The organism is Pantoea sp. paga, assembly GCF_007558755.1.
GTDB classification, from domain to species: domain Bacteria; phylum Pseudomonadota; class Gammaproteobacteria; order Enterobacterales; family Enterobacteriaceae; genus Pantoea; species Pantoea agglomerans.
On record NZ_VLTF01000005.1, the window covers coordinates 231841 to 258720 of the forward strand.

At 60.2% G+C, this 26880-nt stretch carries 18 protein-coding genes; 13 read left to right on the forward strand and 5 right to left on the reverse strand.

All coding sequences use genetic code 11. The features are described from left to right. Positions 1–167: 167 nt before the first annotated feature. Entirely contained in the window at positions 168–692 is a 525-nt protein-coding gene (locus FOV68_RS15660; protein WP_010251750.1) for an SCP2 domain-containing protein, read from the forward strand. Further along, positions 686–1192, forward strand: coding sequence for a GNAT family N-acetyltransferase (locus FOV68_RS15665; protein ID WP_010251747.1), 507 nt, complete (start codon positions 686–688; stop codon positions 1190–1192). The genes FOV68_RS15660 and FOV68_RS15665 overlap by 7 nt, the downstream gene beginning before the upstream one ends. On the opposite strand, the gene FOV68_RS15670 is transcribed toward FOV68_RS15665, so the two are convergent. Next, a complete protein-coding gene (locus tag FOV68_RS15670; protein WP_031292823.1) occupies positions 1176–1469 on the reverse strand; it encodes a GIY-YIG nuclease family protein in 294 nt (97 codons plus the stop codon). The two genes, FOV68_RS15665 and FOV68_RS15670, sit on opposite strands and share 17 nt — an antisense overlap. A 75-nt stretch (positions 1470–1544) precedes the next feature. On the opposite strand from FOV68_RS15670, the gene FOV68_RS15675 reads away from it, so the two are divergent. After that, positions 1545–1973, forward strand: coding sequence for a YhbP family protein (locus FOV68_RS15675; RefSeq protein WP_069026568.1), 429 nt, complete (start codon positions 1545–1547; stop codon positions 1971–1973). A 33-nt stretch (positions 1974–2006) separates the two neighbouring features. Here FOV68_RS15675 and FOV68_RS15680 read toward each other — a convergent pair whose 3' ends face one another. Beyond that, positions 2007–2528 carry a type 1 glutamine amidotransferase domain-containing protein gene (locus FOV68_RS15680; RefSeq protein ID WP_010251739.1) on the reverse strand — a complete coding sequence of 174 codons (522 nt, stop codon included), beginning with the start codon at positions 2526–2528 and terminating at the stop codon, positions 2007–2009. Positions 2529–2673: 145 nt separating this feature from the next. Here FOV68_RS15680 and FOV68_RS15685 point away from each other — a divergent pair, with 145 nt between their 5' ends. Further along, the gene (locus FOV68_RS15685) at positions 2674–3309 is read left to right on the forward strand and encodes an NAD(P)H-binding protein (protein WP_010671801.1); all 636 of its coding nucleotides are present in this window, start codon (positions 2674–2676) and stop codon (positions 3307–3309) included. Here the strand turns inward: FOV68_RS15685 and nrdG are convergent. Both nrdG and nrdD read right to left on the reverse strand, forming a co-directional pair. After that, positions 3301–3768 (reverse strand): anaerobic ribonucleoside-triphosphate reductase-activating protein, encoded by a 468-nt coding sequence (gene nrdG / locus FOV68_RS15690; protein WP_143991169.1) that lies wholly within the window; start codon positions 3766–3768, stop codon positions 3301–3303. The genes FOV68_RS15685 and nrdG overlap by 9 nt on opposite strands. Further along, positions 3765–5903 carry an anaerobic ribonucleoside-triphosphate reductase gene (gene nrdD, locus FOV68_RS15695; RefSeq protein ID WP_143991170.1) on the reverse strand — a complete coding sequence of 713 codons (2139 nt, stop codon included), beginning with the start codon at positions 5901–5903 and terminating at the stop codon, positions 3765–3767. The genes nrdG and nrdD overlap by 4 nt, the downstream gene beginning before the upstream one ends. 249 nt (positions 5904–6152) lie before the next feature. Between nrdD and FOV68_RS15700 the strand changes: the two genes are divergently transcribed. Continuing rightward, on the forward strand, positions 6153–8525 hold the full coding sequence (locus FOV68_RS15700) for a beta-N-acetylhexosaminidase (protein WP_143991171.1): 2373 nt from the start codon (positions 6153–6155) through the stop codon (positions 8523–8525). A gap of 33 nt (positions 8526–8558) precedes the next feature. Here FOV68_RS15700 and galR read toward each other — a convergent pair whose 3' ends face one another. After that, positions 8559–9560 carry an HTH-type transcriptional regulator GalR gene (galR, locus tag FOV68_RS15705; RefSeq protein ID WP_010251726.1) on the reverse strand — a complete coding sequence of 334 codons (1002 nt, stop codon included), beginning with the start codon at positions 9558–9560 and terminating at the stop codon, positions 8559–8561. A 190-nt stretch (positions 9561–9750) separates the two neighbouring features. Here galR and FOV68_RS15710 point away from each other — a divergent pair, with 190 nt between their 5' ends. The 8 genes from FOV68_RS15710 (at position 9751) to lplT (ending at position 26815) form a co-directional block, all read left to right on the forward strand. Further along, positions 9751–12024: a molybdopterin guanine dinucleotide-containing S/N-oxide reductase gene (locus FOV68_RS15710; RefSeq protein WP_033769514.1), complete on the forward strand. Its 2274-nt coding sequence runs from the start codon at positions 9751–9753 to the stop codon at positions 12022–12024. Between the two features lie 279 nt (positions 12025–12303). Then, complete coding sequence (locus tag FOV68_RS15715) at positions 12304–14043, forward strand: penicillin-binding transpeptidase domain-containing protein (RefSeq protein WP_010251720.1); 1740 nt, start codon at positions 12304–12306, stop codon at positions 14041–14043. Between the two features lie 421 nt (positions 14044–14464). Next, positions 14465–15676 (forward strand): efflux RND transporter periplasmic adaptor subunit, encoded by a 1212-nt coding sequence (locus FOV68_RS15720; protein ID WP_143991172.1) that lies wholly within the window; start codon positions 14465–14467, stop codon positions 15674–15676. Continuing rightward, a complete protein-coding gene (locus FOV68_RS15725; protein WP_143991173.1) occupies positions 15673–18897 on the forward strand; it encodes an efflux RND transporter permease subunit in 3225 nt (1074 codons plus the stop codon). Before FOV68_RS15720 ends, FOV68_RS15725 begins: the two co-directional genes overlap by 4 nt. Then, the gene (locus FOV68_RS15730; protein ID WP_143991174.1) at positions 18894–21995 is read left to right on the forward strand and encodes a multidrug efflux RND transporter permease subunit; all 3102 of its coding nucleotides are present in this window, start codon (positions 18894–18896) and stop codon (positions 21993–21995) included. Before FOV68_RS15725 ends, FOV68_RS15730 begins: the two co-directional genes overlap by 4 nt. Before the next feature lie 3 nt (positions 21996–21998). After that, on the forward strand, positions 21999–23387 hold the full coding sequence (locus tag FOV68_RS15735) for an efflux transporter outer membrane subunit (protein WP_143991175.1): 1389 nt from the start codon (positions 21999–22001) through the stop codon (positions 23385–23387). A gap of 90 nt (positions 23388–23477) precedes the next feature. Beyond that, positions 23478–25628, forward strand: a complete 2151-nt coding sequence (gene aas / locus FOV68_RS15740) for a bifunctional acyl-ACP--phospholipid O-acyltransferase/long-chain-fatty-acid--ACP ligase (protein ID WP_143991176.1) — start codon at positions 23478–23480, stop codon at positions 25626–25628. After that, the gene (gene lplT, locus FOV68_RS15745; protein WP_031592067.1) at positions 25625–26815 is read left to right on the forward strand and encodes a lysophospholipid transporter LplT; all 1191 of its coding nucleotides are present in this window, start codon (positions 25625–25627) and stop codon (positions 26813–26815) included. Before aas ends, lplT begins: the two co-directional genes overlap by 4 nt. The last annotated feature ends 65 nt before the right edge of the window (positions 26816–26880 follow it).

Below are 26880 nucleotides of genomic sequence, written 5' to 3' on the forward strand. Positions count from 1 at the left end.
AGGCATCTGGTCCGGGCTGCGTGTTGATTTGGGGCAGTGAAATTCAAATTCATCCGCCCGGCGGCGCTTTTTTTACCTGAATGGCAGCGGTTTTTATTGATCTCAGAGGAGGCGCGAAGAAAAGGATATGGCAATATACGTAAAATTTTCTGAAGGGAGTGACGAAAGTGTTAGAGCGGATACATGCCCATTGTGTGAAAAACGGTCCTAAAATCTTAGGGTTACCCGCTGCGTTCACCCCATTCCCGGTCAAAAAGTTGCTTCTGCAACAACTCTTAAACTGGCAATTTCGTCATGCTTTGGCTGAAGGTGAGTTAGACTTTCTGGATGGTCGCCTGCTGGGTATTGAAATTGCCGATCTCAATCTGCAATGGATAACCACGCTGCAGGACGGCCGACTGGCGGTATTGCAACAGTCCGAAGCGGATGTCTGGTTTCGGGGCAATGCCAATGATCTGTTGCTGGTGGCAGCACGTAAAGCAGATCCCGACATGCTGTTCTTTCAACGCCGGCTGGTGATTGAAGGTGACACTGAACTGGGACTTGAGGTGAAGAACGTAATGGATGCTATTGAACCCGAGGCTATGCCCACCGCGTTACGCACGGCAATTGAGCAGATGGCGGCATTTGTCGACGCCGGCATGAAACAGGACGCGAAGGCCGCACAGGCGCGCGCAGGTGCTGCATGTTGATTCGTAGTGAAATTGGCGTGGATGCCGCAGGCATCGACGCGCTGCTCAGACGCTGCTTCAGTACCTCAGCAGAGGCGGAACTGACTCAGGCGCTGCGTGAAGATGGCTTGCTAACCTTAGGCGTGGTCGCGACGGATGACGAGGGACAGGTGCTGGGTTATGCCGCATTCAGTCCGGTCAGCGTTCAGGGTGAAGATCGCGGCTGGGTTGGCCTGGCGCCGCTGGCCGTCGATGAGACGCTGCGCGGTCAGGGAATTGCCAGCAAGCTGATTTACGAGGGGCTGGATACGCTCAATGAATTTGGCTACAGCGCGGTGGTGGTGCTGGGCGATCCCGCGTTGTTCAACCGTTTTGGTTTTGAACCGGCGGCACGCCACGGCCTGCGCAGCCGCTGGCCGGGCACAGAGGCAACGTTCCAGGTCTACCGTCTGGCGGATAATGCGTATGACGGGGCGGAAGGGCAGATCGACTACGCCGAACCCTTTAATCGCCAGCCGTAATACCCAGCCAGCTCTCCAGACAGCCGGGCTGGCCCGCCACCAACAGTAATTTCTGCTGGCGGGTCAGTTGCTTGACCTGATACTCCAGCCTGGAGGCGCTGGCGCGATCGCCCGCGTCACAGTGAAACACCAGGTCCAGCGGACCTTTGCCGCGCAGCGCGCGGGCGCCGCGTCCGCTCTGGTGCTGAGCGACCCGGCGCACCACATCCGTGGTGATACCGGTATACAGGCTCCCTTTCGCCGTACGGACGATGTAGAGTTGCCACTGCTGACTCATCGCAATCATTTCCCAAAAAAAGGTGCCGGGCAGTGTAGCGCGCTTCACTCTCCGGTGCACCGCCAGGAGTTTATCTTGTCCGAGCACGCCCATCTGGTTCGCTATCTGAGAAAGCAGCATGTGCTTTCACTCTGCTGTACCGCCGACGATCAACTGTGGTGCGCTAACTGCTACTACGTCTTTGATGAGACGCGCATGGCCTTCTGGATCATGACGGAACCCGATACCCGTCACGGTGAGTTAATGGTGCAGAATCCGCAGGTTGCGGGCACCGTCAATGGCCAGCCAAGAAGCGTGCTGCTGATTAAAGGCGTACAATATCGTGGCCGGGTCAAACGGCTGGAAGAGTCAACAGAGAAGGTCGCCAGAGCCGCTTATCAGAAACGTTTTCCGGTCTCACGCAAAGTGTCGGCACCGCTGTGGGAGATTGTGCTGGATGAAGTGAAGATGACGGATAATGCGCTGGGATTCGGCAAGAAAATTGCCTGGCAGCGGGAGAAATAGAAACGCCCTTTCAGCAGAAAAGGGCGTCGCGGCTTACAGCGCTTCGAGGATCCGCAGGGATTCACGATTAAAGGCCGGTAAATCGGCCGGGGTGCGGCTGGTGACCAGCTTATCGTCGTCTACCACCACTTCCTTGTCATGGAAGTCGGCACCGGCATTGATCAGGTCAATGGCAACGGCTTTAACGGTAGTCATCTTGCGACCGCGCACGCCGTTAGCGCTAATCAGCAGCTGTGGCCCGTGGCAGATGGCAAAGATTGGCTTGCCGCTGGCGACAAACTCTTTGGTAAACGCGACAAAACGATCGTCGCCGCGCAGGGCATCGGGTGAGTGGCCGCCTGGCAGCAGCAGGGCGTCAAATTCCGCCGGGCTGACGTCATCAATGCTGCGATCGATGGTCACTTCCGCTTCGCCTTTCTTGCCTTTAACGACATTACCGGCTTGTTTCTCAATGGTAACCACCTCAAAACCAGCGCGTTTGTAAACTTCCGCAGGTGAGGTAAATTCTGAGTCTTCAAATTCATCGGTAATTAAAACCGCCACTTTCTTGCTCATTTTTTTCCTCCTTCAGCATGTGGAGCGCGAGACGCGCTTTCCGGATAACGTTATAAGCCTGGTCGCTGAGAGTGAGAACGCAAGCCAGCCCGTTAAGATCAGCTATCTTTTAACCAGTCAGCAGTGAAATAAGGATGAATCTGAGATGAATCGCGTATTACTGACCGGTGCCACCGGCTTAGTCGGGTCGCATCTGCTGCGCTTACTGATTGAGGATCCACGCGTCGATGAGATCATCGCGCCAACCCGTCGGCCACTGCCCGCGATGAACAAGGTGGTGAACCCGGTTGAGGCCGATCTTACCGATGTACTCGGACCGCTGCAAAGTTCGCTGGACACGGTGTTCTGCTGCCTGGGCACCACGCGTAAGCAGGCGGGCAGTAAACAGGCTTTTATTCACGTTGATTACACCCTGGTGGTGGACAGCGGGTTAAGCGGATTGCGTCTGGGGGCGAAGCAGATGCTGGTGGTCAGCGCGCACGGGGCCAGTCGTCACTCACCGTTTTTGTACAATCGCGTCAAAGGCGAAATGGAGAATGCGCTGCGCCATCAGGGCTGGCCGCGCCTGACGCTGGTGCGGCCTTCATTGCTGCTTGGAGATCGCGTGCAGAAGCGCCGGGGTGAAAGCCTGGCGGGACCGCTGTTTTCGCTGCTGCCGGGCAACTGGCGGGCGGTCAGCGCGCACGACGTGGCACGCTGTCTGCACCAGCAGGCTTTTACGCCGGGGGGCGAGAGCGTCAATATCATTGAGTCTGGCGAAATCCCGCGCCGCTCAGCGTAACTGCCAGATAATCTGATTACGGCTGCCGCGCCATTTCAGCGTGGCATCCTTCTCCTCTTCGACAAAACGGCCATCGATCAGCACGTCGAGATAGACCAGCACAGCGCGCTGCGCCGCATTCAGCTCCTGCATCCGGTAACCGGTCCAGAGCCAGATATCTTTACCGGGACACGTCTGTCGCACCCGTTTCACCAGACGGCGAATGTGCGGCACGTTATGCGGATGCAGCGGATCGCCGCCGCTCAGCGACAATCCCTGGCGCGGAATGCGGGTGTCCTGCAAATCCGCCAGCAGTTGCTCCTCCATCGCAAGCGTAAAGGGCACGCCGGAATCAAGCCGCCAGGTGCTCTGGTTGTAGCAGCCGCGACACTGATGTTCGCAACCAGCGACAAACAGCGTGCAGCGGGTACCGGGGCCATTAACGATATCCACATCATAGTAGCGATGGATATGCATCATCCCAGTGGCCCTTCAGACAGATGCTTCACCCGACGCTGCACTTCCTGCTGTTTACCGGCATTAAAGGGCCGCGCATCCGGGCTGCCCAGATAGCCGCAGACCCGCCGGGTAACGGAGACGCGCGCCGGATCGTGGTTGCCGCAATTCGGACAGGTGAAGCCGCGGCTGGTACAGGTGAACTCGCCGTTGAAGCCGCACTCGTAGCACTCATCAATCGGGGTATTAGTGCCGTAATAGGGCACGCGGTCGTAGCTGTAATCCCAGACATCCTCCAGCGCCTTGAGGTTGTGCTGCACATTCAGGTATTCGCCGTAACAGATGAATCCGCCATTCGCCAGCGGCGGATAGGGCGCTTCAAAGTCGATTTTGTCGTAAGGATTGACCTTCTTCTCAACGTCGAGATGGAAGCTGTTGGTGTAGTAGCCCTTGTCGGTAACGCCTGGCACCAGACCAAACTGCGCCGCATCAAGACGGCAGAAGCGGTCGCACAGATTCTCGCTTGGCGTGCTGTAAAGGCTGAACCCATAGCCTGTTTCTGCTTTCCAGCGCTCGGTGGCATCTCGCATGTAAGCAATGATCTCTACCCCTTTGGCGCGCAGGGCCGCGTCATCGTAAGGATGCTGGTGACCGCCGCTGAGCGCATTCAGGGTTTCATGCAGGCCGATATAGCCCAGCGACAGCGACGCACGGCCATTACGGAAAATAGGACCGACTTCATCATCCGCATTCAGCCGAACGCCACAGGCGCCTTCCATATAGAGGATGGGCGCAACGCGCGCTTTGGTCTTCTCCAGCCGCGCCACCCGCGTCATCAGCGCCCGCTTAGCCAGCAGCAGTCGTGCATCGAGCAGCGTCCAGAAGCGCGCTTCATCACCGCCCGCTTCCAGTGCGATGCGTGGCAGGTTCAGGCTGATTACCCCGATATTGTTGCGACCCTCATGAATCTGCTCGCCGTCCTCTTCATAAACGCCCAGGAAACTACGGCAGCCCATTGGGGTTTTAAACGAGCCGGTAACTTTAACCACCTGATCGTAATTGAGGATGTCGGGATACATCCGCTTGCTGGCGCACTCCAGCGCCAGTTGTTTGATATCGTAATTAACGTCGCCCGCCCGGCGGTTGACGCCTTCGCGAATGCTGAACACCAGTTTAGGGAACACCGCCGTCTTGCGATTTTTACCCAGTCCTGCCAGCCGGTTAAGCAGAATCGACTGCTGAATCAGCCGGGCCGCCCAGTGCGTCCCCAGACCAAAACCAAAGGTGACAAACGGCGTCTGGCCGTTGGCAGTGTGCAGGGTATTCACCTCATACTCCAGCGACTGAAAGGCGTCGTAGCACTCTTTCTCCGTACGCTGGCGCGCATACTGCTCGGCCTGCGGGATCTGCCACTGCTCAGCAATCGCCAGATGCCGGGCATAGCTCTGCTCAACAAACGGGGCCAGCACTTCATCAATACGATTAATCGTGGTGCCGCCGTAAATATGGCTGGCGACCTGCGCGATGATCTGCGCCGTTACGGCGGTGGCGGTGGCGATCGATTTAGGCGGCTCGATTTCAGCATTGCCCATTTTGAAACCGTTGGTCAGCATGCCTTTCAGATCGATCAGCATGCAGTTGAACATCGGGAAGAAAGGGGAGTAGTCGAGATCGTGATAATGGATCTCGCCGCGCTCGTGCGCCAGCACCACATCGCGCGGCAGGATCTGCTGCTGTGCGTAGTGTTTTGCCACGATCCCGGCCAGCAGATCGCGCTGCGTCGGGATCACTTTGCTGTCTTTGTTGGCATTCTCGTTCAGCAGCGCCGCATTGGTCTGATCGACCAGTCCGCGAATGGCGTGATGTAACTGGCTCTGACGATCGCGGGCGACATCGCGATCGTGGCGGTATTCAATGTAGGCGCGGGCCAGTTGAGGATAAGGGCCCGCCATCAGCGTCTCTTCTACTGCACACTGAATTTCACGGATATCCACTTCCGGACGCTCGGCCAGCCGCAATGCCACGCGCTCAGCGACCTGCGCGCACCAGGCCGCGTCTTCTACTTCGGCTGCCCGTGCTGCTGCCGCCACGGCCTGCTCAATACGCTGCGCATCAAAGCCTGTCCGGCATCCATCACGCTTGATTACCACCGTCGCCATTTTTCTCTCCATAAACTACATATAGGGGTCGGGAGGATTCTATTCGCTACATGTAGTGATTGCTGAGAATTATTGCGATCAGATTTGACCTGAAACAAGGAAGCCTCAACCGGCTGGAAAACTCCGGCTGATGTAAAAAATCGGGTGCTGGTTCAGGTTTCCTGCAGGATTCACTGGCGGATTGGCGAGCAGCAACTTTAATCAACGTTCTGCCCTGTCAAAACGTTGACGTTACAAGGATGCCCGCCAATGTGGTTACCCCGTTCTTTGCTCCTGCTCTCAGCCCTCTGCCCGATCGCTCTGGCCAGTCCGCTGCCGCTGATGCCCTGGCCGCAACAGGTGGAACAGCCCGCCAGCGGCGGCACGCTTATCCTGACGCCGCAGCTGACGCTGCAAATCGCCGGCGATCATCTGGCGGATGCCGAAGCGCGCTGGCTGGAGCGCATCAGCAATCAGACCGGCTGGCCGTTGTTGCCCGCCACCCAGCCGGTGGCAGCACCGACTATCCGCATCGTCATTGCGAAGGCGGTAGATCCGCAGCCACTGCCTGATAGCGATGAGAGCTATCAGTTGCAGGTCGATGGCGACGGCGTCCTGTTAACCGCGTCCAGCCGTTTCGGCGCGATGCGCGGCATGGAAACCCTGCTGCAGTTGATACAAAACGGCGCACAGGGGACAACCATTCCTTACGTCACCATCCACGATCATCCGCGCTTTCCGTGGCGCGGCGTGCTGATCGACACGGCGCGTCACTTTATGCCGGTGGAGACGCTTAAACGTCAGATCGACGGCATCGCCGCCGCGCGAATGAACGTTTTTCACTGGCATCTTACCGACGATCAGGGCTGGCGCTTCGCCTCCAGCCACTATCCCCAATTGCAGCAGAAAGCCAGCGATGGCAACTATTACAGCCAGCAGCAGATGCGGGAGATCGTGAAATATGCCACCGATCGCGGAGTGCGTGTGGTGCCCGAGCTGGATATGCCGGGACATGCGTCCGCGCTGGCGGTGGCGATGCCAGAGCTGATTAGCGCACCCGGGCCCTGGCAGATGGAGCGCGGCTGGGGCGTCTTTAAACCGCTGCTCGATCCCAGCAACGAACAGGTTTATCAGGTGATCGACACGCTGGTGGGTGAGATGGCGGCGATCTTCCCCGATCCCTGGCTGCACATTGGCGGCGACGAGGTGGATCCGACACAGTGGAACGACTCGCCCACTATCCAGCAGTTTATGCGCGACCACGATCTGAAAGATGCCCATGCGCTTCAGGCATATTTCAATCAGCGGGTAGAGAAGATCCTGGAAGCCCATCACCGTCAGATGGTGGGCTGGGATGAGATTGCCCATCCCGACTTGCCGCGCAGCATTCTGATCCAGTCGTGGCAGGGCCAGGATGCGCTGAGCGCGCTGGCAAAAGAGAACTACCGCGGCATCCTCTCCACCGGTTTCTACCTCGATCAGCCTCAGCCTGCCAGCTATCACTACCGCAATGAGGTCACGCCACAGGGCCTCAACGGCCAGGATCGTCTGCGGCCAGGCGACAAGGCGCAGAGCTGGTCATTCACCATGCCGCGGCTGAAAGGCAGCCCGGTGAAGGGCAGCTTTACGCTGATACAGGGAGAGTCAGGCTGGCGCGGTTTTATCGACTTCGATGGCAAAGCCCGCCGGATGGTCAGTCAGATTAACTGGCTCTCGACGCAGCAGGTGCGGTTTAGCGTGGATAGCTGGATGGGGCCGTTCCAGCCGGTGGTCACGCTGCAACAGAACGCTCTTAAAGGTTATGCAGAGTTAGGCAACGTGCGTTATCCCACCAGCGGTCAACGGCTGGCGCAGACGCCTGCGGGCATCGCGCCCGCGCTGCCCACACCTGAGCAGGTGCAGCAAAATCTGCTGGGTGGCGAGGCGGCGCTGTGGGCGGAAAACATCAACAGCCAGATTATTGATACCAAACTGTGGCCGCGCGCCTTCGTGGTGGCCGAGCGGTTATGGTCGGCGCAGGATGTCACCAATACCGACTCGATGTATTCGCGGCTGGCGGCGATGGATCGCTGGAGCAGCGTGTCGGTCGGAACGCTGCAACATGCGCAGACGGAGCAGCAGATGATGCGGCTGGCCAGTGGGCATGACATCGCCCCACTGCGGGTTCTGGCCGAGGTGCTGGAACCGGCGCAATACTACACGCGTCAGCATCTTAAGTTTCAGGCGGGCCATTACGACTACCATGAACCCCTGAACCGGCTGGCAGATGTACTGCCCGCTGAGAGTGAGGCGGTACGTCAGCTGGAGCAGCAGGTCGCCGTGTTAATCGCCAATCGTAATAATCCGGCTGCCGCCTCTGCGGTTCGCGCGCCGCTGCAGCGCTGGCAGGCTAACACCAGCGCGGTGCTGACGATCATTAACGCCAGTGCAACGCTGAAGCCGCTGGCACAGAGCGTCCAGCAGATTGAGGTGCTGAGCGCCATGGGCCTCGCGCTGGTTAATGCTTACGTTCGTAATCAGGCGTTTGGTGCCAGTGAAGTGGCGGAGATGCGTGCGACACTGGATGCCGCCGCAGAGGTACAGGATGAAACGGTGATTGCGCTGGTCAGGCCGCTGGAGACGCTGCTGCGCGCCTTTCAGTAAACGCTGCGGCCGGATAAACCGGCCACAGCATCCTCAGGCCGGGCCGCTGACCGAGTGGCGGCGCACCAGGGTCGGGCTGAACATATGGGTCACTTCCGGCAGCGGCTGATTGTTGGCCAGCGCCAGCGCAAGCTGGGCCGCCTGCTGCGCCATGGTGACAATCGGATAGCGGATGGTGGTGAGGCGCGGTCGCACATAGCGCGAAACCAGCACATCATCGAAGCCGATCAGCGACATCTCTTCCGGCACCCGAACGCCGTTATCGCTCAGCACCGCCAGCGCGCCGGCGGCCATTGAGTCGTTGTAGCAGGCGACGGCGGTGAAATTTTTGCCGCGACCCAGCAGTTCCGTCATCGCCTGCTCACCGCCTACTTCATCTGGTTCGCCCCAGGTGACCAGCCGATCGCTGCACGGCAGGCCATGTTCTTTCAGCGCATCGTAGTAACCCTGCAGGCGATCTTCTGCATCGGAGATAGTGTGGGTCGAGCAGATAAAGGCGATATTCTGGTGGCCAAGCTGGATCAGATGACGGGTTGCCAGCCAGGCGCCGTAGCGATCGTCAAGCGCGATACAGCGCTTTTCAAAGCCTTTTATCAGCCGGTTCAGCAGCACCATGCCAGGCACCTGCTTCATCAGCACTTCCAGTTCTGCATCGGGGATTTTCTTGGCGTGAACCACCAGCGCCGCGCAGCGGTGACGCATCAGTTGTTCAATCGCCTGCCGCTCTTTTTGCTCATTATGGTAACCGTTACCAATCAGCAAAAAGTTACCGGTGTCACCTGCCACCTCATCCACGGCTTTTACCATTGCGCCAAAAAAGGGATCGGAGACGTCACCGACAATCAGGCCGAGCGTTTCGGTCGATTGCTGCGCCAGCGCACGTGCGTTGGCATTCGGGTGATACTGAAGCTGCTCCATCGCCTGACCTACGGCCTGTCGGGAGCTGTCGCTGGCTTTGGGAGAATTATTGATTACACGGGAGACTGTGGCGACAGAAACGCCAGCCAGTCGCGCAACATCCTTTATGGTAGCCATGCGTTGACCTGCTTTGGGGAAAACGTTTACACATCGCATCAGTGTTACGGAAAAGGGCGGACACATCAACCCGACAGAATGCCAGCGTCGTCGCAAAAAGGGGTAAAAACGGTCACTGCTGCACGTCTTCTGCTGAGGCGTCGCACCATGCTATGCTCAATCTCCCACCTGGCTACCGTGAAAAACAACGATGAAAACCAAAGTGCCACATCTGGCGCACTGGGGCGCCTTTACCGCCGTCACTGAAAACGATCGCCTGATTGGCTGCGAACCTTTCTTCGCCGATGCCGATCCGTCACCGATGATCCACACCATTCCTGAACTGGTCTATTCCGACAAACGCATTCGTCAGCCGATGGTGCGGCGCTCGTGGCTGAAGTCACGCGAAAAGAGCGACCGTACGCTGCGTGGCCGGGAAGATTTTGTTGCCGTCGACTGGGAAACCGCGCTGGATCTGGTGGCGGAGGAGAATCGCCGCATACGCGAGCGCTATGGCGCATCGGGCATTTTCAACGGCTCCTACGGCTGGTCATCGGCCGGACGTGTTAACCATGCCCGCACCCTGGTTCGTCGCTTCTACTTTCAGGGCGGCGGCGGCGTTGATCAGCAGGGTAACTACAGCTGGGGCGCCGCGCAGTTCTTCCTGCCCTATGTGATTGGCACCTACATGCCGCTGACCGGGCGCGTCACCGAATGGCCGCAGGTGGTGGAACATGCCGAAATTTTTGTCGCCTTTGGTGGGCTGGCGCTGAAAAACGCCCAGGTCGCCTCGGGGGGCGCAGGGCAGCACAGCCTGAAACCGGCGCTGATGCAGCTGGCCGCCAAAGGCACGCCGGTGATCAACATCAGCCCGATGCGCGATGACTGCCCGGAATTTGTTAACGCCGAGTGGATTCCGATTCGCCCCAACACCGACGTGGCGCTGATGCTGGCGCTGGGACATGAGATCACCCAGCGCGGCGCGGTTGACGAAGCGTTTCTCGCCAGCCACTGCACCGGCTGGCCGCAGCTGCGCGCCTATCTGCTGGGCGAAACCGACGGCGTGGCGAAAACCGCCGGCTGGGCCAGCCGTATCACCGGCATCCCGGCCGATCGCATTGTGCAGCTGGCGCAGCAGCTCACCGGCAAGCGCAGCTTTATTACCTGCTCCTATTCCGTTCAGCGCGCCCATCGCGGCGAGCAGCCTTACTGGATGATGATTGCGCTGTCGTCGATGCTCGGCCAGCCAGGTTTGCCGGGCGCCGGTTTCTCTTTTGGTCACGGTTCGATGAACAGCGTCGGCAACCCGCGCCAGGAAGGTCCGGCTCCGATGATGAGCACCGGCCCCAATCCTTCCGGGCTGTCGATTCCGGTGGCGCGGATCAGCGACATGCTGCTCAATCCCGGCCAGCCTTACCGCTTTCAGGGCGAAACCCTGCACTATCCCGACATTCACATGGTGCACTGGGCGGGCGGCAATCCTTTCCACCATCACCAGCAGCTTAACCGGCTGGTGGAGGGCTGGCAGCGGCCCGATACGGTCGTGGTGCAGGATATCGTCTGGACGCCCGCCGCGCAGATGGCGGACATCGTGCTGCCCGCCACCACTACGCTGGAGCGCAATGACATCGGCGGCTCCTCCCGTGACCGCTTTGTGCTGGCGATGCATCAGGCGATTAAACCGCAGCATCAGGCGCGCAACGACTTCGATATTTTTGCTGACCTGGCGGAGCGCCTCGGCTACCGCGATACCTTCACCGAAGGGCGCAACGAGATGCAGTGGATCGCCCATCTTTATCAGCAGTGTGCGACGGCGCATCAGCGTAAAGGCATCGATTTCCCGTCGTTTGAGGAGTTCTGGCAGCGCGGCTTTGTGGAGATCCCCGAAGGGGGCAAACCCTATCAGTTCATGGATGATTTCCGTGCCGATCCGCAGGCCAATCCGATTAAAACCGCCAGCGGCAAAATCGAGCTCTTCAGCCAGACCATTGCGGACTACCAGCTGGACGATTTCGCCGGCCATCCGGAATGGCGCGAACCCCAGGAGTGGCTCGGTTCGCCGGTCAGCCGCGACTATCCGCTGCACATGATCTCGATTCAGCCTTCCGACCGGTTACACAGTCAGCTGGATGCTACAGAAACGGTGCAGGGCAATAAAACCGCCGGGCACGAAACGCTCTACATGCATCCGCAGGATGCGGCCGCGCGCGGGCTGGTGGAGGGCGACGAGATAGAGGTCAGCAACGCACGCGGCGTGATGCTGGCGGGCGTGCGGATCACCGATGGCGTGACGCAGGGCGTAGTGATTATCGCCACCGGCGCCTGGTTTGATCCCGGCTTTGGCAAGGCGTGGCAGCCGCACGATCGCGCGGGTAACCCCAACGTGCTGACGCTCGATATCGGCACCTCGTCGCTGACGCAGGGGCCAAACGCCATGAGCTGCCTGGTGGAAATCAAAAAACATCAGGATTGCACAATAGCGTAAGGATCTCATGGCTGGTTACATTTTGCCGGTAACTGTTGCGTTTGAGAGATGGCAGCCGATCGATCCCTCTTGCTACATTCAGGGTCCCAGAGGTATTGATGGGTGAACATCAATAGATTTTCTTGATTACACCAACCTGCGCAGATGCGCAGGTTTTTTTTTGCCAGAAATCGGCTGCCGATAACGAACTGATACACAGTTTTCCTGTTATACGGCCAGCGCTTTCTTTATAACTGCTGGCACCAGCCCCTTTCTCTTTATTTTGCGCAGCGGAATGCCATGCCCCGGATTAAAAAACTACTGGGAAAAGACCAGATAAAAGCGCCGTTTAACCCTTTTCGTTTCCGACTGATCTGCCTGGGTGTCACGACCTGTCTGGTGGTGCTGCTGGCGCGCGTCGCGGACCTGCAGTTCCTGAATCAGCCGATGCTGGAGCACGAAGCGGATCAGCGATCGCTGCGTACCGTGACGCTGCCGACCAGTCGCGGCACGCTGCTGGATCGTAACGGTGAAGCGCTGGCGCTCAGCGTCCCGTCGCGCGACGTGATTGCCGATCCGCAGCGCGTGCTGGAGAGCAACCCCGATTTTACCAGTGCCAAATGGGCCTATCTGGCGGCGGCGCTCAACACCCGTCCCGAAGAGCTGGCGGCGCAGATCACCGCCAACCCGAAACGTCGCTTCCTCTATCTGGGGCGTAAAGTCGAGCTGGGCATTGCCAAAGATATTAAAGAGCTGAAGCTGAAAGGCATCAGCGAAGTCTATGACGACAGCCGTTTCTACCCGATGAGCGAGGCCTCTGCGCCGCTGATCGGTATCGTCGGGGCGGATAACGTCGGCCTGAACGGACTGGAAAAGGGCTTTGATAAAGTATTGCAGGGCGAGCCGGGCAAAGAGGTCTATCGGCAGGATGCCGCGGGCAATATCATCGCGATGATCAACTATCAGCCGCCAACCCAGCCGCCGACGGTACAGCTCAGCATCGACAAATATGACCAGTACACGCTCTACAGCAAACTGCGCGACGGCGTACTGATTAATAAGGCGGACTCGGGGGCGGCCGTGCTGGTGAAAATCGACACCGGCGAGATTCTGGCGATGGCCTCCTATCCCTCGTTCAACCCCAACAATTATGAAGGGGCAACGCCCGCGCAGATGCGTAACTCTGCCATCAATGACAGCTACGAACCGGGATCGACCGTCAAACCGTTAGTGGTGATGGAAGCGCTGGAGCGCCACCTGGTGCGCCCGGATTCGGTGATCGACACCACGCCTTACAGCGTTAACGGCCACCTGATCCGCGACGTCGGCCACTGGCCGCGCCTGACCATGACCGGCATTCTGCAAAAATCGAGCGACATCGGCGTGTCACACCTCGCGCTGGCGATGCCCGCCGAAGCGCTGGTCAACACCTATCATGCGTTCGGCCTTGGCAAACCGACCGGCTTAGGGCTGACCGGCGAAAGTGTCGGCTACTTTCCGTTGCACCGCACCCGCTGGGCAGATATCGAGCGGGCCACCTTCTCCTTTGGCTATGGCCTGCGTGTGACGCCGTTGCAGATTGCCCGCGAATACGCCACGCTCGGCTCCTATGGCATTTACCGTCCGCTGTCGATCACCCGCGTTACACCACCGGTCATGGGACGCCAGGTCGCCAACCCGGAAACGGTGAAAGAGGTGGTGCACATGCTGGAGAGTGACGTCCTGCCGGGCGGAACCGGGCTAAAAGCCGCGGTGCCGGGCTACCGTCTGGCAACCAAAACCGGTACGGCGGAAAAAATGGGCACCAGCGGCAAGTATGATGGCGGCTACGTCAACTACACTGCCGGTCTCGCTCCCGCCAGTCATCCTGAAGTGGCACTGGTGGTGATGATCAACCATCCGACGGCGGGCGATCACTTCGGTGGCTCGGTTGCTGCACCTGTGTTCGGCAATATCATGGGGCCGGTACTGAAACACATGAATATTGCACCGGATGCCATCTACACCAAACCGGCCGCCACGCCTTCAGATAAATCTTAGACAAATCAGAGTGTAAGCGAGGCGTGAAGGATATTCACACCTCGTTGCACTTCCCCGAATTCGGTTGCGTTTTCCTGCTGTCTCCGCGCGGTCAATCAGTGCGAGGATAGCAGTCCCAGAGGTATTGATGGGTGTGAAAACAACACCGCTTCGGCAGTGAGAACCCTGTTATTACACCAACCCACGCAGATGCGTGGGTTTTTTTTGCCTGCTCGCCTGAGCCTGCCGAACCTGGTGTAAAAACCCCCGCTAAATCAACATCGTTCTTAACGAAACCCTGACAGTTTGCCAATAGAAAGGCGTGTCGCCTTTCACTGATAATGGCCGCCGTGAAGCCTGGCGCTTTTTTGCTCGCCGCCGCTCACTGCCGCATTCCGCACGTTCCGGGATTTCTTTTTCTGCTTATCTGAAGAGTTCGACGATGACTCACCTTTCTCGCCCCACGCGTTCCATTGGGCTTAAATGGCTGCTTCTGTTGCTGGTGGCGGCGATTGTCGCTGGGGTTATCTGGCGTCTGCTGGCGGCGGGTCACGGGCCGGGGGAGGGGATGCCGTCGGGCAGACCGGGAGCGCATGGCATGATGGGCGGAGGGGCGACGCTGGTTCACAGCGGTGTCGCCAGCACGGCGGATGTGCCGGTGTGGCTGAATGCACTCGGCACGGTCATCCCCAACGCCAGCGTCACGGTGACCAGCCGCGTTGACGGCCAGCTGGAGCAGGTTTTCTTTACCGAGGGGCAGCAAGTCAGCGCCGGGCAGCTGCTGGCGCAGATCGATCCGCGCAGCTTTCAGGCCACGCTTAACCAGTATCAGGGCGAACTCAGCGAAAATCAGGCGCTGCTGAAAAGTGCGGAGCTGACGCTGGCGCGCTACCGCAAACTGGCGGCGCAGGATGCACTGGCGCGTCAGGATCTGGACAGCCAGATTGCCACCGTCGGGCAGTATCGCGGTGCCGTCGCCGCCGATCAGGCGCAGATCGCCAGTGCCAGACTCAGCATTGAATATGCCCGGATCACCGCCCCGATCAGCGGGCGCGTCGGCCTGCGTCAGGTCGATCCCGGCAACATGGTTCAGAGTGCCAGCAGCACCGGCCTGGTGACTATTACCCAGATGCAGCCCGCCGCCGTGACCTTTAGCGTGCCACAAAGCGAAATCCCGACGTTGGTCAGCGTGCTGCATCAGGGACAGAGCCTGCCTGCCACGCTGTATGATCAGGACAACCAGCATCAGCTCGGCAGCGGCGAAGTGAAGTTCATCAGCAACCAGATCGACACCGCCACCGGCACCGTGGCGCTGAAAGCGGTGTTCGCCAACCAGGATGAGTCGCTGTTTGCCAATCAGTTTGTGAATCTGCGGTTGCAGACCCGGGTGCTGAAAGGCGCGACGGTGATCCCGGCCCAGGCGCTGCAGCTGAGCAGCGACGGCAGCTTTGTCTTTGTGATCAATCAGGATCGCAGCGTTACGCGCAAAGCGGTCAACACCGGTCCCGCTTTCGGAGACGATCAGCAGGCGATCCTCAGCGGCGTTTCGCCGGGCGATCGGCTGGTGACGGAAGGGATCGATCGTCTGACCAGCGGCAGCAAAGTGTCGCTGGCCGATGAGAAACCCGCCGCTGCGGGTGCTGTGTCGAAATGAACCCGTCGCGCCTGTTTATCCTGCGTCCGGTCGCCACCATTCTGCTGATGGTCGGCGTGCTGATCGCCGGCATTTTTGCCTGGAAATTCCTCTCAACCTCGGCGCTGCCGCAGGTCGACTATCCGATCATTCAGGTCACCACGCTCTATCCGGGTGCCAGCCCGGATGTGATGGCGTCGTCGGTCACCTCACCGCTGGAGCGCCAGTTAGGGCAGATGGCGGGGCTTAGCCAGATGAGCTCCACCAGCGCCAGCGGCTCGTCGATCATTACCCTGAAGTTCAGCCTCGATCTGTCGCTGGATGTCGCCGAACAGGAGGTGCAGGCGGCGATCAATGCGGCGAATAACCTGCTGCCCGACGACCTGCCCAATCCGCCGACCTACAAAAAGGTCAATCCGGCGGACAGCGCGGTGGTGACGCTGGCGGCGAGCTCCAGCACGCTGCCGTTGACCGCGGTGCAGGATCTGGTCAACACCCGGGTGGCACTGAAGTTGTCGCAGATCTCCGGCGTCGGGATGGTGACGCTGGCGGGCGGCCACCAGCCGGCGATTCGGGTGCAGATGAATCCTCAGGCGCTGGCGGCGCATCATCTGACGCTGGAGGCGGTAAATACGCTGATTGGCAACAGCAACGTCAATGGCTCCAAAGGCGGCTTTGACGGTAAATATCATTCGGTGACCATCGACGCCAACGACCAGCTGCGCACCGCAACTGAGTACGGCAACCTCATCCTCAGCTATGAGAATGGCGCGGTGCTGCGCCTGAAAGATATCGCCCATATCGAACAGGGCCCGGAGAATAGCTTCCAGTCGGCGTGGGCCAACAACCAGCCCGCGATTGTGATCAGCGTGCAGCGTCAGCCGGGCGCGAACGTCATCCAGGTGGTGGACAACATCAAGGCGCAGCTCCCCGCGCTGCAGGCGGCGCTGCCGGACGGGGTGAAGATGACCATTCTCTCCGATCGCACCCAGACCATTCGCGCCTCGATCAGCGACGTCCAGTTTGAGCTGATGCTGTCGATTGCGCTGGTGGTGATGGTGACCTTCCTGTTTCTGCGCAACGTGGCCGCCACGCTGATCCCGAGCGTGGCGGTGCCGCTGTCGCTGGTCGGCACCTTTGGCGTGATGTATCTGGCGGGCTTCAGCCTGAATAATCTGTCGCTGATGGCGCTGACCATCGCCACCGGTTTTGTCATTGATGACGCCATCGTGGTGGTTGAGAACATCTCCCGGCGGCTGGAGCAGGGCGAGTCACCGATGGAGGCGGCGCTGAAAGGCTCACAGCAGATTGGCTTCACCATCATCTCGCTGACCTTTTCGCTGATTGCGGTGCTGATCCCGCTGCTGTTTATGGGCGATGTGGTCGGGCGACTGTTCCGGGAGTTCGCGATTACGCTGGCGGTGGCGATTCTGGTGTCGATGGTGGTATCGCTGACCCTGACACCGATGCTGTGTGCTTATCTGCTGCGCCACATTCCGCCCGAACAGCAGTCGACGTTTGCCCGCAAGGGCGGCGAACTGTTCGACCGCCTGGTGCGCGGCTATGACCGGCTGCTGACCGTGGTGCTGAACCATCAGAAACTGACGCTGCTGGTGGCGCTGGCCACCTTCGGGCTGACGGCGCTGCTCTACATAATGGTGCCGAAAGGCTTCTTCCCGACCCAGGATACCGGGCTGATTCAGGGTATTACCGTCGCCTCACAGGATGTCTCGTTTAACGCCATGGCAACGCGGCAGCAGGCGTTGTCGGCGCGGATCCTGAAAAATCCGGCGGTGGAGAGCGTCTCATCGACGATCGGCATCGACGGCACCAACACCAGCCTTAACAGCGGACGATTGCAGATCAACCTGAAGCCGTTTGGCTCGCGTGATGTGAAAGCGGATGAGGTGATTAAACAACTGCAACAGGCGACCGCCGATGTGGCGGGCATCCGGCTCTATCTGCAACCGGCGCAGGATCTCACCGTCAACGATCAGGTCTCGCCGAGTCAGTATCAGTTCACTCTCGATGATGCCGACAGTGAAAATCTGGTCAGCGAGTCGCCGAAACTGGTGGCGGCGTTGCAGCAGCGGCCCGAATTTAATGGCGTGGTGAGTAACCTGCAGGATCAGGGGCGCGTCTCTTACGTTGAGCTGAACCGCGATAAAGCGGCGCGCTTCGGCATTACTGCCTCGGACGTGGACACCGCGCTCTATAACGCCTTTGGTCAGCGGCTGGTCTCGACCATCTTCACCCAGTCGAATCAGTATCGGGTGGTGCTGGAAGTGGCTCCGGCATACCAGCAGGGCCCGGCGTCGTTTGATGATGTCTGGCTGCAATCGTCCGGCAGCAGTTCGGCGTCGTCATCCACCAGCACGGCTTCATCAACGTCAACGTCTTCGTCAACATCTTCGTCTTCGTCAACGTCCACCTCAGCCTCTGACACCAGCGCCAGCACGACCAGCAGCGGCATGGTCAAACTCACTTCTATCGCCACTATCCACCAGCGCACCGGCTCGCTGATGCACATGCGGCTGAATCAGTTCCCGGCGGTGATGATCTCCTTCAACCTTAATCCGGGCTATTCGCTGGAGGATGGACAGCGGGCGATAGCGGACGTGCGGCAGCAGCTGCAGCTGCCGGAGAGCACCACGCTGCGTTATCAGGGGGAAACCTCGGCGTTTCAGAGCGCCACCGGCAACACGCTGTGGCTGATTCTGGCGGCGCTGATCACCATGTATGTGGTGCTCGGCATCCTCTACGAAAGCTTTATCCATCCGGTGACCATCCTCTCTACGCTGCCGTCGGCGGCGGTGGGCGCGCTGCTGACGCTGCTGCTGGCGGGCACCGAATTCAGCCTGATTGCGCTGATTGGGGTGATCCTGCTGATCGGCATCGTGAAAAAGAACGCCATCATGATGATCGACTTCGCGCTGGAGGCGGAACACCATCAGCAGCTCAGCGCGCGCGACGCGATTCATCAGGCCTGCCTGCTGCGCTTCCGCCCGATTCTGATGACGACGATGGCGGCGCTGCTGGGTGCGCTGCCGCTGATGCTGGCCTCCGGCTCCGGGGCAGAGCTGCGTCAGCCGCTGGGGCTGGTGATTGTCGGCGGGCTGATTGTCAGTCAGGTGCTGACGCTCTTCTCCACGCCGGTGATCTACCTCCTGTTTGATGGGCTGGCGCAGCGCGGCAACGCCTGGGTGAAACGCCGTCAGCAGCGGGCGCGGAGCGGGCAATGAATCTGACCCGGCTGTTTATCTTTCGTCCGGTGGCGACGCTGCTGCTGACGCTGGCGATCCTGCTGCTGGGCGCGCTGGGCTACCGGCTGCTGCCGGTAGCACCACTGCCGCAGGTCGATTTCCCCACCATCATGGTCAGCGCCAGCCTGGCAGGCGCCAGTCCGGAAACCATGGCGGCGACGGTCGCTACGCCGCTGGAACGTTCGCTGGGGCAGATTGCCGGTATCAGTGAGATGACCTCCAGCAGCTCGCAGGGCTCCAGCAGCATCATCCTGCAGTTTGAACTGGACCGCGATATCAATGGCGCGGCGCGCGACGTGCAGGCGGCAATCAACGCGGCGCGCAGTCTGCTGCCCAGCGCAATGGCCTCGCTGCCGACCTATCGCAAAGCCAACCCGTCAGACGCGCCAATAGTGATGCTGGCGCTGACCTCTGCCACCCGCACGCCAGGCGAACTCTACGATCTGGCGGAGAGCAAAATCGAACAGGCGATGGGGCAGGTACAGGGTGTCGGCGAAGTGTCGCTGATGGGCAGCGCCTTACCGGCGGTGCGGATTGATCTGCAGCCGCTGAAGCTGACCCATTACGGCATCTCGCTGGAGACGGTGCGTGCCGCCGTCGCCAGCAGCACCACCAATCTGCCCAAAGGGATTTTGCAGAGCAGTGACCAGTCGTGGCTGGTGGACAGCAATGGCCAGCTGGAGAAGGCCGCCAGCTACCGCGATCTGATCATCACTTATCAGCAGGGCAACGCGGTGCGGCTGCGCGACGTCGCCACGGTCTATGACTCGGTGGAAGATCGTTATCAGGCGGGGTTTCTGAATGCCACACCGGCGGTGATGATCGGTATCAAACGTCAGGCGGGCGCCAACATGCTCGAAACCATCGACGCGATAAAAGCGCAGTTGCCGCAGCTGGAAAAGAGTCTGCCCGCTGACACCCAGCTGAAGGTGGTGGTTGACCGTTCACCCGGCGTGCGCGCCTCACTGTATGACACCGAAGAGACGCTGCTGATCGCGGTGCTGCTGGTGATTGCGGTGGTGTTTGTTTTTCTGCGCAATCTGCAGGCGGTGATCATTCCGGCGCTGGCACTGCCGGTGTCGCTGATCGGCACCTGCGCGGTGATGTATCTGCTGGGATACAGCCTGGATAACCTGTCGCTGATGGCGCTGATTATCGCCACCGGCTTCGTGGTGGATGATGCGATTGTGGTGCTAGAGAACATCACCCGTCACATTGAGCGCGGGCTGAGCCCGCTGCGGGCGGCGCTGCGCGGGGCGCAGGAGGTGAGCTTCACCGTGCTGTCGATGACCGTGTCGCTGATCGCGGTGTTCATCCCGATCCTGCTGATGGGCAGCATTGTCGGGCGGCTGTTCCGCGAATTCGCCGTGACGCTCACCGTGTCGCTGCTGATCTCGCTGTTTGTCTCGCTGAGCCTGACGCCGATGCTCTGCGCCCGGCTGCTGAAACCGAAACCGCCCGTCAGCCTGCGGCCGCATCCGCTCTGGCAGTTTATTGAAAACCAGCTGAATCGCCTGCTGGCCGCCTACGGGCGCGGGCTGGCCTGGGTGATGCGCCATCAGAAACTGACGCTGCTCAGCCTGCTGCTGACCGTACTACTGAATGTTTTTCTCTTCGTCGTGGTGCAGAAGGGCTTCTTCCCCAATCAGGATACCGGGCTGCTGATGGGTGCGCTGCGCGCCGATCAGAACATCTCGTTCCAGGCGATGAAGCCGAAAATGCTGATGTTCACGCAGATCATTCAGGAAGACCCGGCGGTAGAGAGTGTGATGTCGTCAATGGGCAGCGGGATGTTTGGCTCCCGCAACAGCGCCAACTTCTTTGTGCGGCTTAAAGATTTTGATCAGCGCGATGCGACCGCCACCGAGGTGGCCAACCGGCTGACGCGCAAAACCAGTCACATCGCCGGGGCGCAGATGTTCCTGATGGCGGCGCAGGACCTGCACATTGGCGGACGCAGCGCCAACGCCACGTATCAGTACAGCCTGCAGGCGGACGATCTCGATCTGCTGCGCACCTGGACGCCGAAAGTGCAGGCGGCGCTGGCGGCGATCCCCGAGCTTAACAGCGTGGACTCCGATTCGCAGACCGGCGGCCAGGAGGTGGAACTGACTATCGATCGTGATCGCGCCACCCGGCTGGGCGTCAACGTGAACATGCTGGATACGCTGCTGAACAATGCGTTCAGCCAGCGGCAGATCGCCACGCTCTATCACACCCTGAATCAGTATCACGTGGTGATGTCACTGCAGGATAGCGACACCGCCAATCCTGAGACGCTGCAGCAGCTTTATGTGATTAACGACAGCGGTGACCGCGTGCCGCTCTCCGCCTTTGCCCGCTTCAGCGGCGGCAACGCGCCGCTGTCGGTGGCGCATCAGGGCCAGGCCGCTACCAGCACCCTGGCGTTTAATCTCAACGAGGGGGTGTCACTGGAACAGGCGCAGGAACTGATAAAACAGGCGATGGCGAAGCTGGGCCTGCCATCGACCCTTCACGCCGGTTTTGCCGGCACCGCCGCCGCCTTTTCTCAACTGACCGCGACCATGCCGTGGCTGATTCTGGCGGCGCTGGCGGCGGTCTATCTCGTGCTCGGCGTGCTCTATGAGAGCTACATCCATCCGCTGACCATTCTTTCGACCCTGCCGTCAGCGGGCGTCGGCGCGCTGTTACTGCTGCTGCTGACCGGCACGCAGCTCACGGTGATCGCGCTGATTGGCATCATCCTGCTGATCGGCATCGTGAAAAAAAACGCCATCATGATGATCGATTTCGCCATCGACGCGGAGCGGCGGCAGGGCATGTCGCCACAGCAGGCGATCACCCAGGCGTGCCTGATGCGCTTCCGGCCCATCATGATGACCACGCTGGCCGCCTTTTTCGGCGCGTTGCCGCTGGCGCTGGGCAGCGGCGGTGATGCCGATCTGCGCAGCCCGCTGGGTATCGCTATCGCGGGCGGACTGGCGCTCAGCCAGCTGCTGACGCTGTTTACCACACCGGTTGTTTATCTCTGGCTCGATCGTCTGGGCCGTGCCACTCAACGTCAATGGCGTCGTCTGCGCCCTACGGAATCCTGATCCATGAAACCGCTTATCCCCTTTGTTGTGATGCTGCTGCTGGGCGGCTGTAGCGTCGGTCCCGACTATCAGCGCCCCGCGATGGTGATGCCGGTCCACTATAAAGAGGCCAGAGGCTGGCAGCAGGCGACGCCGCTTGATGCGCAAAGCAAAGGCGAATGGTGGGCGGTTTATCACGACGCCACCCTGAGCGGCCTGCTGAACCAGGTGAGCATCTCGAACCAGAACGTGGCGAATTATGCCGCGCAGTACCGGCAGGCACAGGCGCTGGCGAGTGAGTCACGCGCGGCGCTGTTTCCCTCGCTGGGCTATGACGGCAGCGCGACGCGCAGCGGCAGCCACGCGACTGACAGCAGCGTTCGCACCACCAGCAGCAGCCATCAGGCGGAGCTGAGCGCCAGCTGGGAGCTGGATCTGTGGGGCAAACTGCGACGCACGCTTGAGGAGAACCGCGCCAGCGCCTCGGCCAGCGCGGCGGAACTGGCCAATATTACCCTGAGCGCCCAGTCTGAACTGGCGCAGGACTATTTCCAGCTGCGCATCATGGATCAGAAAATCGCGCTCTATCAGCAGAGCGTTGATGCTTATCAGCGCTATCTGAAAGTGATTACCAGCCAGTATCAGGCGGGCACCGCGTCGCGTGCGACCCTGGCTCAGGCGCAGCTGCAACTGGAGAGCGCCAGCGCCTCGGCGCAGGATTATCAGTGGCAGCGCGCGCAGATGGAGCACGCCATTGCGCTGCTGGTCGGCAAAGCACCCGCTGAATTCAGCCTGACCGCCGCACCGCTGACGGCCACGCTGCCCGCGATTCCGGCAGCCCTGCCGGGCGAGCTGTTGCAGCGCCGTCCTGACATTGCTTACGCCGAACGTAACATGGCCGCCGCCAATGCTGCGGTGGGCGTGGCGGTGGCCGGTTACTATCCCGACCTGACCCTGAGCGCCAGCGGTGGCGTCAGTTCTTCCGTGCTGCATTCGCTCTTCTCGCTGCCGAATCGCGTCTGGTCGCTGGGGCCGGAGCTGAGCGGCACGCTGCTGGATTTTGGTGCGACCGCTGCACAGGTCGATCAGGCACGAGCGGACTGGGATGCCAGCGTTGCGACCTATCGTCAGACGGTGCTGACCGCAATGCAGGAGGTGGAAGATAAGCTGGTCGAGCTGAACACGCTGCAGGGTGAGATCGCCGCGCAGCAGCGCGCCACCGAAGCGGCGCAGACCTCGGCGCGGGTGACGCGTTTGCAGTATGAGGCGGGCATGATTACGTATCTGGATGTGGCGACCACCGAAAACAGCCGCCTGAGTGCGCAGCAGAGTTTGCTGACGCTGCAGAGCACGCAGTGGGTCAGCAGTGTGGCGCTGATTGCCGCGCTGGGCGGTGGCTGGCAGGCCCCCTGAAGGCGGCGTCAGGTTACCGATAATTCTGTTGTCGAACCGCGTCAAATCCTGCATCGTGAGGGGCTATTTTCACGATGCTAAGGAGCCGGCATGGTTTTCACACTATTGCGCCTGATATTTCGCCTGTTATGGCGGGTCGAACTGCGTGGCGACGTCGCCGAACTGCATAAGCAGAAGGTATTGATCACGCCGAACCATATGTCGTTTCTCGACGGCATATTGCTGGCGCTATTTTTGCCGATTAAGCCGGTCTATGCGGTCTATTCGACCATCAGCGAAAGCTGGTTTATGCGGCTGGTTAAACCCTTTATCGACTATGTGCCGCTCGATCCCACCAAACCCATGGCGCTCAAACAGCTGGTCAGGCTGATCGACAGTGGCCGTCCGGTGGTGATCTTCCCGGAAGGACGCATTACCGTCACCGGATCGCTGATGAAGATTTACAGCGGGGCGGGTTTTGTCGCGGCGCGTTCGGGCGCGAATGTGGTGCCGATGCGCATTGAAGGCGCAGAGTACACGCCGTTTGGCCGTCTGGCGGGCGTATTTAAACGTCGCCTGTTCCCGCGCATCACCCTGACGATTCTGCCCGCCACCCGCATTCCGATGCCGGAGGCGAAGCGGGCGCGCGATCGGCGCGTGCTGGCCGGTGAGCATCTGCACCATGTGATGATGGAAGCGCGCATGGCGGTGCGTCCGCGTGAAACCCTGTTTGAGGCGTTTCTGGCGGCGCGTACGCGTTATGGCGCGTTTAAGCGCTGCATCGAAGATGTCAATTTCAAACCTGACAGCTACAACGGACTGCTGAAGAAGGCGCTGGGCGTGGGTCGTATTCTGGAGCGCTACAGCCAGCCGCGCGAGGTGGTAGGACTGCTGCTGCCCAATACCACCGTCACGGCAGCGGCGATTTTCGGGGCCACACTGCGTGGGCGTGTTCCGGCGATGCTCAACTATACGGCGGGCGTGAACGGCATGCGGGCAGCACTGACCGCCGCGCAGATCAAAACGGTCTTCACGTCGCGCCAGTTCCTGGACAAAGGCAACCTGTGGCATCTGCCGCAGGGGCTCGATGATGTGCAGTGGATCTATCTGGAAGATCTGAAAGATACCGTGACCAGTAAAGACAAACTGTGGATCGTCGCCCATCTGCTGATGCCGCATCGCGCGCAGCTGCCCCAGCAGCCGGAAGACGCTGCGATGGTACTGTTTACCTCCGGCTCGGAAGGCAATCCCAAAGGCGTCGTACACTCACATAAAAGCCTGCTGGCAAACGTTGAACAGATCCGCACCATCGCCGACTTCACCCCGCGCGACCGCTTTATGTCGGCGCTGCCGCTGTTCCATGCCTTTGGTCTGACCGTCGGGCTGTTTACGCCGCTGATGACCGGCGCGCAGGTGTTCCTCTATCCCAGCCCGCTGCACTATCGCATCGTGCCGGAGCTGGTTTATGACCGTAACTGCACCGTGCTGTTTGGCACCTCGACCTTCCTGGGTAACTATGCGCGCTTTGCCGCACCCTATGATTTTGCCCGCCTGCGCTATGTGGTGGCGGGTGCAGAGAAGCTGCAGGAGAACACCCGTCAGCTCTACATGGAGAAGTATGGCATTCGCATTCTTGAAGGCTACGGCGTAACTGAATGCGCGCCAGTGGTCGCGATTAACGTGCCGATGGCGGCGAAGGCGCACACCGTCGGACGCATTCTGCCGGGCATGGATTCGCGGCTGATGTCGGTGCCGGGCATTGAGCAGGGCGGACGGCTGCAGCTGCGCGGGCCGAACGTGATGAAAGGGTATCTGCGGGTTGAGAATCCAGGCGTGCTGGAAGTGCCGGTCGCCGACGATGGTGAAGGCAATCAGGAAGCGGGCTGGTATGACACGGGTGATATCGTCAGCTTTGATGACGGCGGTTTCTGCCAGATTCAGGGGCGCGCCAAACGCTTCGCGAAGATTGCCGGTGAGATGGTGTCGCTGGAGATCGTCGAGCAGATCGCCCTGAAAGCGTCGCCGGACAAACAGCATGCCGCCTCGCTGCGCCCGGATGGTCAGCGTGGTGAGGCACTGGTGCTGTTCACCACCGACGCTGAACTGGCGCGCGACAACCTGCAGAAAGCGGCCCGCGAGCTGGGTGCGCCAGAACTGGCGCTGCCGCGTGATATCCGGGTGATGAAGCAGTTGCCGCAGCTGGGCAGCGGTAAACCCGATTACGTCACGCTGAAAAAAATGGCGGAAGAGGAGCAGGCATGAGCCTTGATCGTAATGCGCCGCTGATGTCACGCGGCATGATCGCCGTGATTATCGCCCAGTTCTTTTCGGCCTTCGGCGATAACGCGCTGCTGTTTGCCACGCTGGCCGTGCTGAAAAGCCAGTTCTATCCCGACTGGAGTCAGCCGGTGCTGCAGATGCTCTTTGTCGCAGCCTACATTCTGCTGGCACCGTTTGTCGGTCAGGTCGCGGACAGCATGGCAAAAGGGCGGGTGATGATGCTCGCTAACAGCCTGAAGCTGCTGGGCGCGCTGGTGATCTGTTTCGGCTTCAACCCCTTCCTCGGATATACCCTGGTGGGCGCGGGCGCAGCGGCCTACTCCCCGGCTAAATATGGCATCCTCGGTGAGATCACCCACGGCGAGAAGCTGGTGAAAGCCAACGGGCTGATGGAGGGATCGACCATCGCCGCCATTCTGCTCGGCTCAGTGGCGGGCGGGATGCTGGCTGACTGGCATCTGCTGGCGGCGCTGGGGATCTGTGCGCTGACCTACGGCATTGCCGTGGTAGCCAACCTGTTTATCCCGAAACTGCAGGCGGCGCGTCCCGGTCAGAGCTGGCAGTTGGGTATGATGGCACGCAGTTTTTTCAGTGCCGCCGCGCTGCTATGGCGTGATGCGGAGACGCGCTTCTCGCTGCTCGGCACCAGCCTGTTCTGGGGTGCAGGCGTGACGCTGCGTTTTCTGCTGGTGCTGTGGGTGCCGGTGGCGCTGGGCATCAGTGACAACACCACGCCGACCACGCTGAATGCCATGGTAGCGATTGGCATCGTGATTGGCGCGGCGGCGGCGGCGAAGCTGGTGACGCTTGAAACGGTGCGTCGCTGTATGCCAGCCGGTGTGCTGATTGGTGTGATGGTCGTCGTCTTCGCGCTGCAGCATTCTCTGCTGAATGCCTATCTGGTGCTGATGCTGATTGGTGCGCTGGGTGGTTTCTTTGTGGTGCCGCTGAATGCGCTGTTGCAGGCGCGGGGCAAAGAGAGCGTCGGTTCAGGTAATGCGATTGCGGTGCAGAATCTGGGTGAGAACAGCGCCATGCTGATCATGCTGGGGCTCTATACGCTGGCGATCAAGGCGGGTGCACCTGCGGTGGCGACGGGCGTCGGTTTTGGCGTGCTGTTTGCGCTGGCGATAGCGCTGCTGTGGCTGTGGCGACCGGCTAAGCGTTAAGCGATTCACCGCCTCTCTCCGGGATAGCCGGAGAGAGGCAGGCGCCCTCGTTAACAATAGATGTT

Bases quoted from the DNA above. Each gene is read 5' to 3' on its own strand.
- FOV68_RS15665 (WP_010251747.1), top strand. From the start codon at position 686: ATGTTGATTCGTAGTGAAATTGGCGTGGATGCCGCAGGCATCGACGCG.
- FOV68_RS15670 (WP_031292823.1), bottom strand. From the start codon at position 1,469: ATGAGTCAGCAGTGGCAACTCTACATCGTCCGTACGGCGAAAGGGAGC.
- FOV68_RS15680 (WP_010251739.1), bottom strand. From the start codon at position 2,528: ATGAGCAAGAAAGTGGCGGTTTTAATTACCGATGAATTTGAAGACTCA.
- FOV68_RS15685 (WP_010671801.1), top strand. From the start codon at position 2,674: ATGAATCGCGTATTACTGACCGGTGCCACCGGCTTAGTCGGGTCGCAT.
- nrdG (WP_143991169.1), bottom strand. From the start codon at position 3,768: ATGATGCATATCCATCGCTACTATGATGTGGATATCGTTAATGGCCCC.
- nrdD (WP_143991170.1), bottom strand. From the start codon at position 5,903: ATGGCGACGGTGGTAATCAAGCGTGATGGATGCCGGACAGGCTTTGAT.
- FOV68_RS15700 (WP_143991171.1), top strand. From the start codon at position 6,153: ATGTGGTTACCCCGTTCTTTGCTCCTGCTCTCAGCCCTCTGCCCGATC.
- galR (WP_010251726.1), bottom strand. From the start codon at position 9,560: ATGGCTACCATAAAGGATGTTGCGCGACTGGCTGGCGTTTCTGTCGCC.
- FOV68_RS15710 (WP_033769514.1), top strand. From the start codon at position 9,751: ATGAAAACCAAAGTGCCACATCTGGCGCACTGGGGCGCCTTTACCGCC.
- FOV68_RS15715 (WP_010251720.1), top strand. From the start codon at position 12,304: ATGCCCCGGATTAAAAAACTACTGGGAAAAGACCAGATAAAAGCGCCG.
- FOV68_RS15720 (WP_143991172.1), top strand. From the start codon at position 14,465: ATGACTCACCTTTCTCGCCCCACGCGTTCCATTGGGCTTAAATGGCTG.
- FOV68_RS15725 (WP_143991173.1), top strand. From the start codon at position 15,673: ATGAACCCGTCGCGCCTGTTTATCCTGCGTCCGGTCGCCACCATTCTG.
- FOV68_RS15730 (WP_143991174.1), top strand. From the start codon at position 18,894: ATGAATCTGACCCGGCTGTTTATCTTTCGTCCGGTGGCGACGCTGCTG.
- FOV68_RS15735 (WP_143991175.1), top strand. From the start codon at position 21,999: ATGAAACCGCTTATCCCCTTTGTTGTGATGCTGCTGCTGGGCGGCTGT.
- aas (WP_143991176.1), top strand. From the start codon at position 23,478: ATGGTTTTCACACTATTGCGCCTGATATTTCGCCTGTTATGGCGGGTC.
- lplT (WP_031592067.1), top strand. From the start codon at position 25,625: ATGAGCCTTGATCGTAATGCGCCGCTGATGTCACGCGGCATGATCGCC.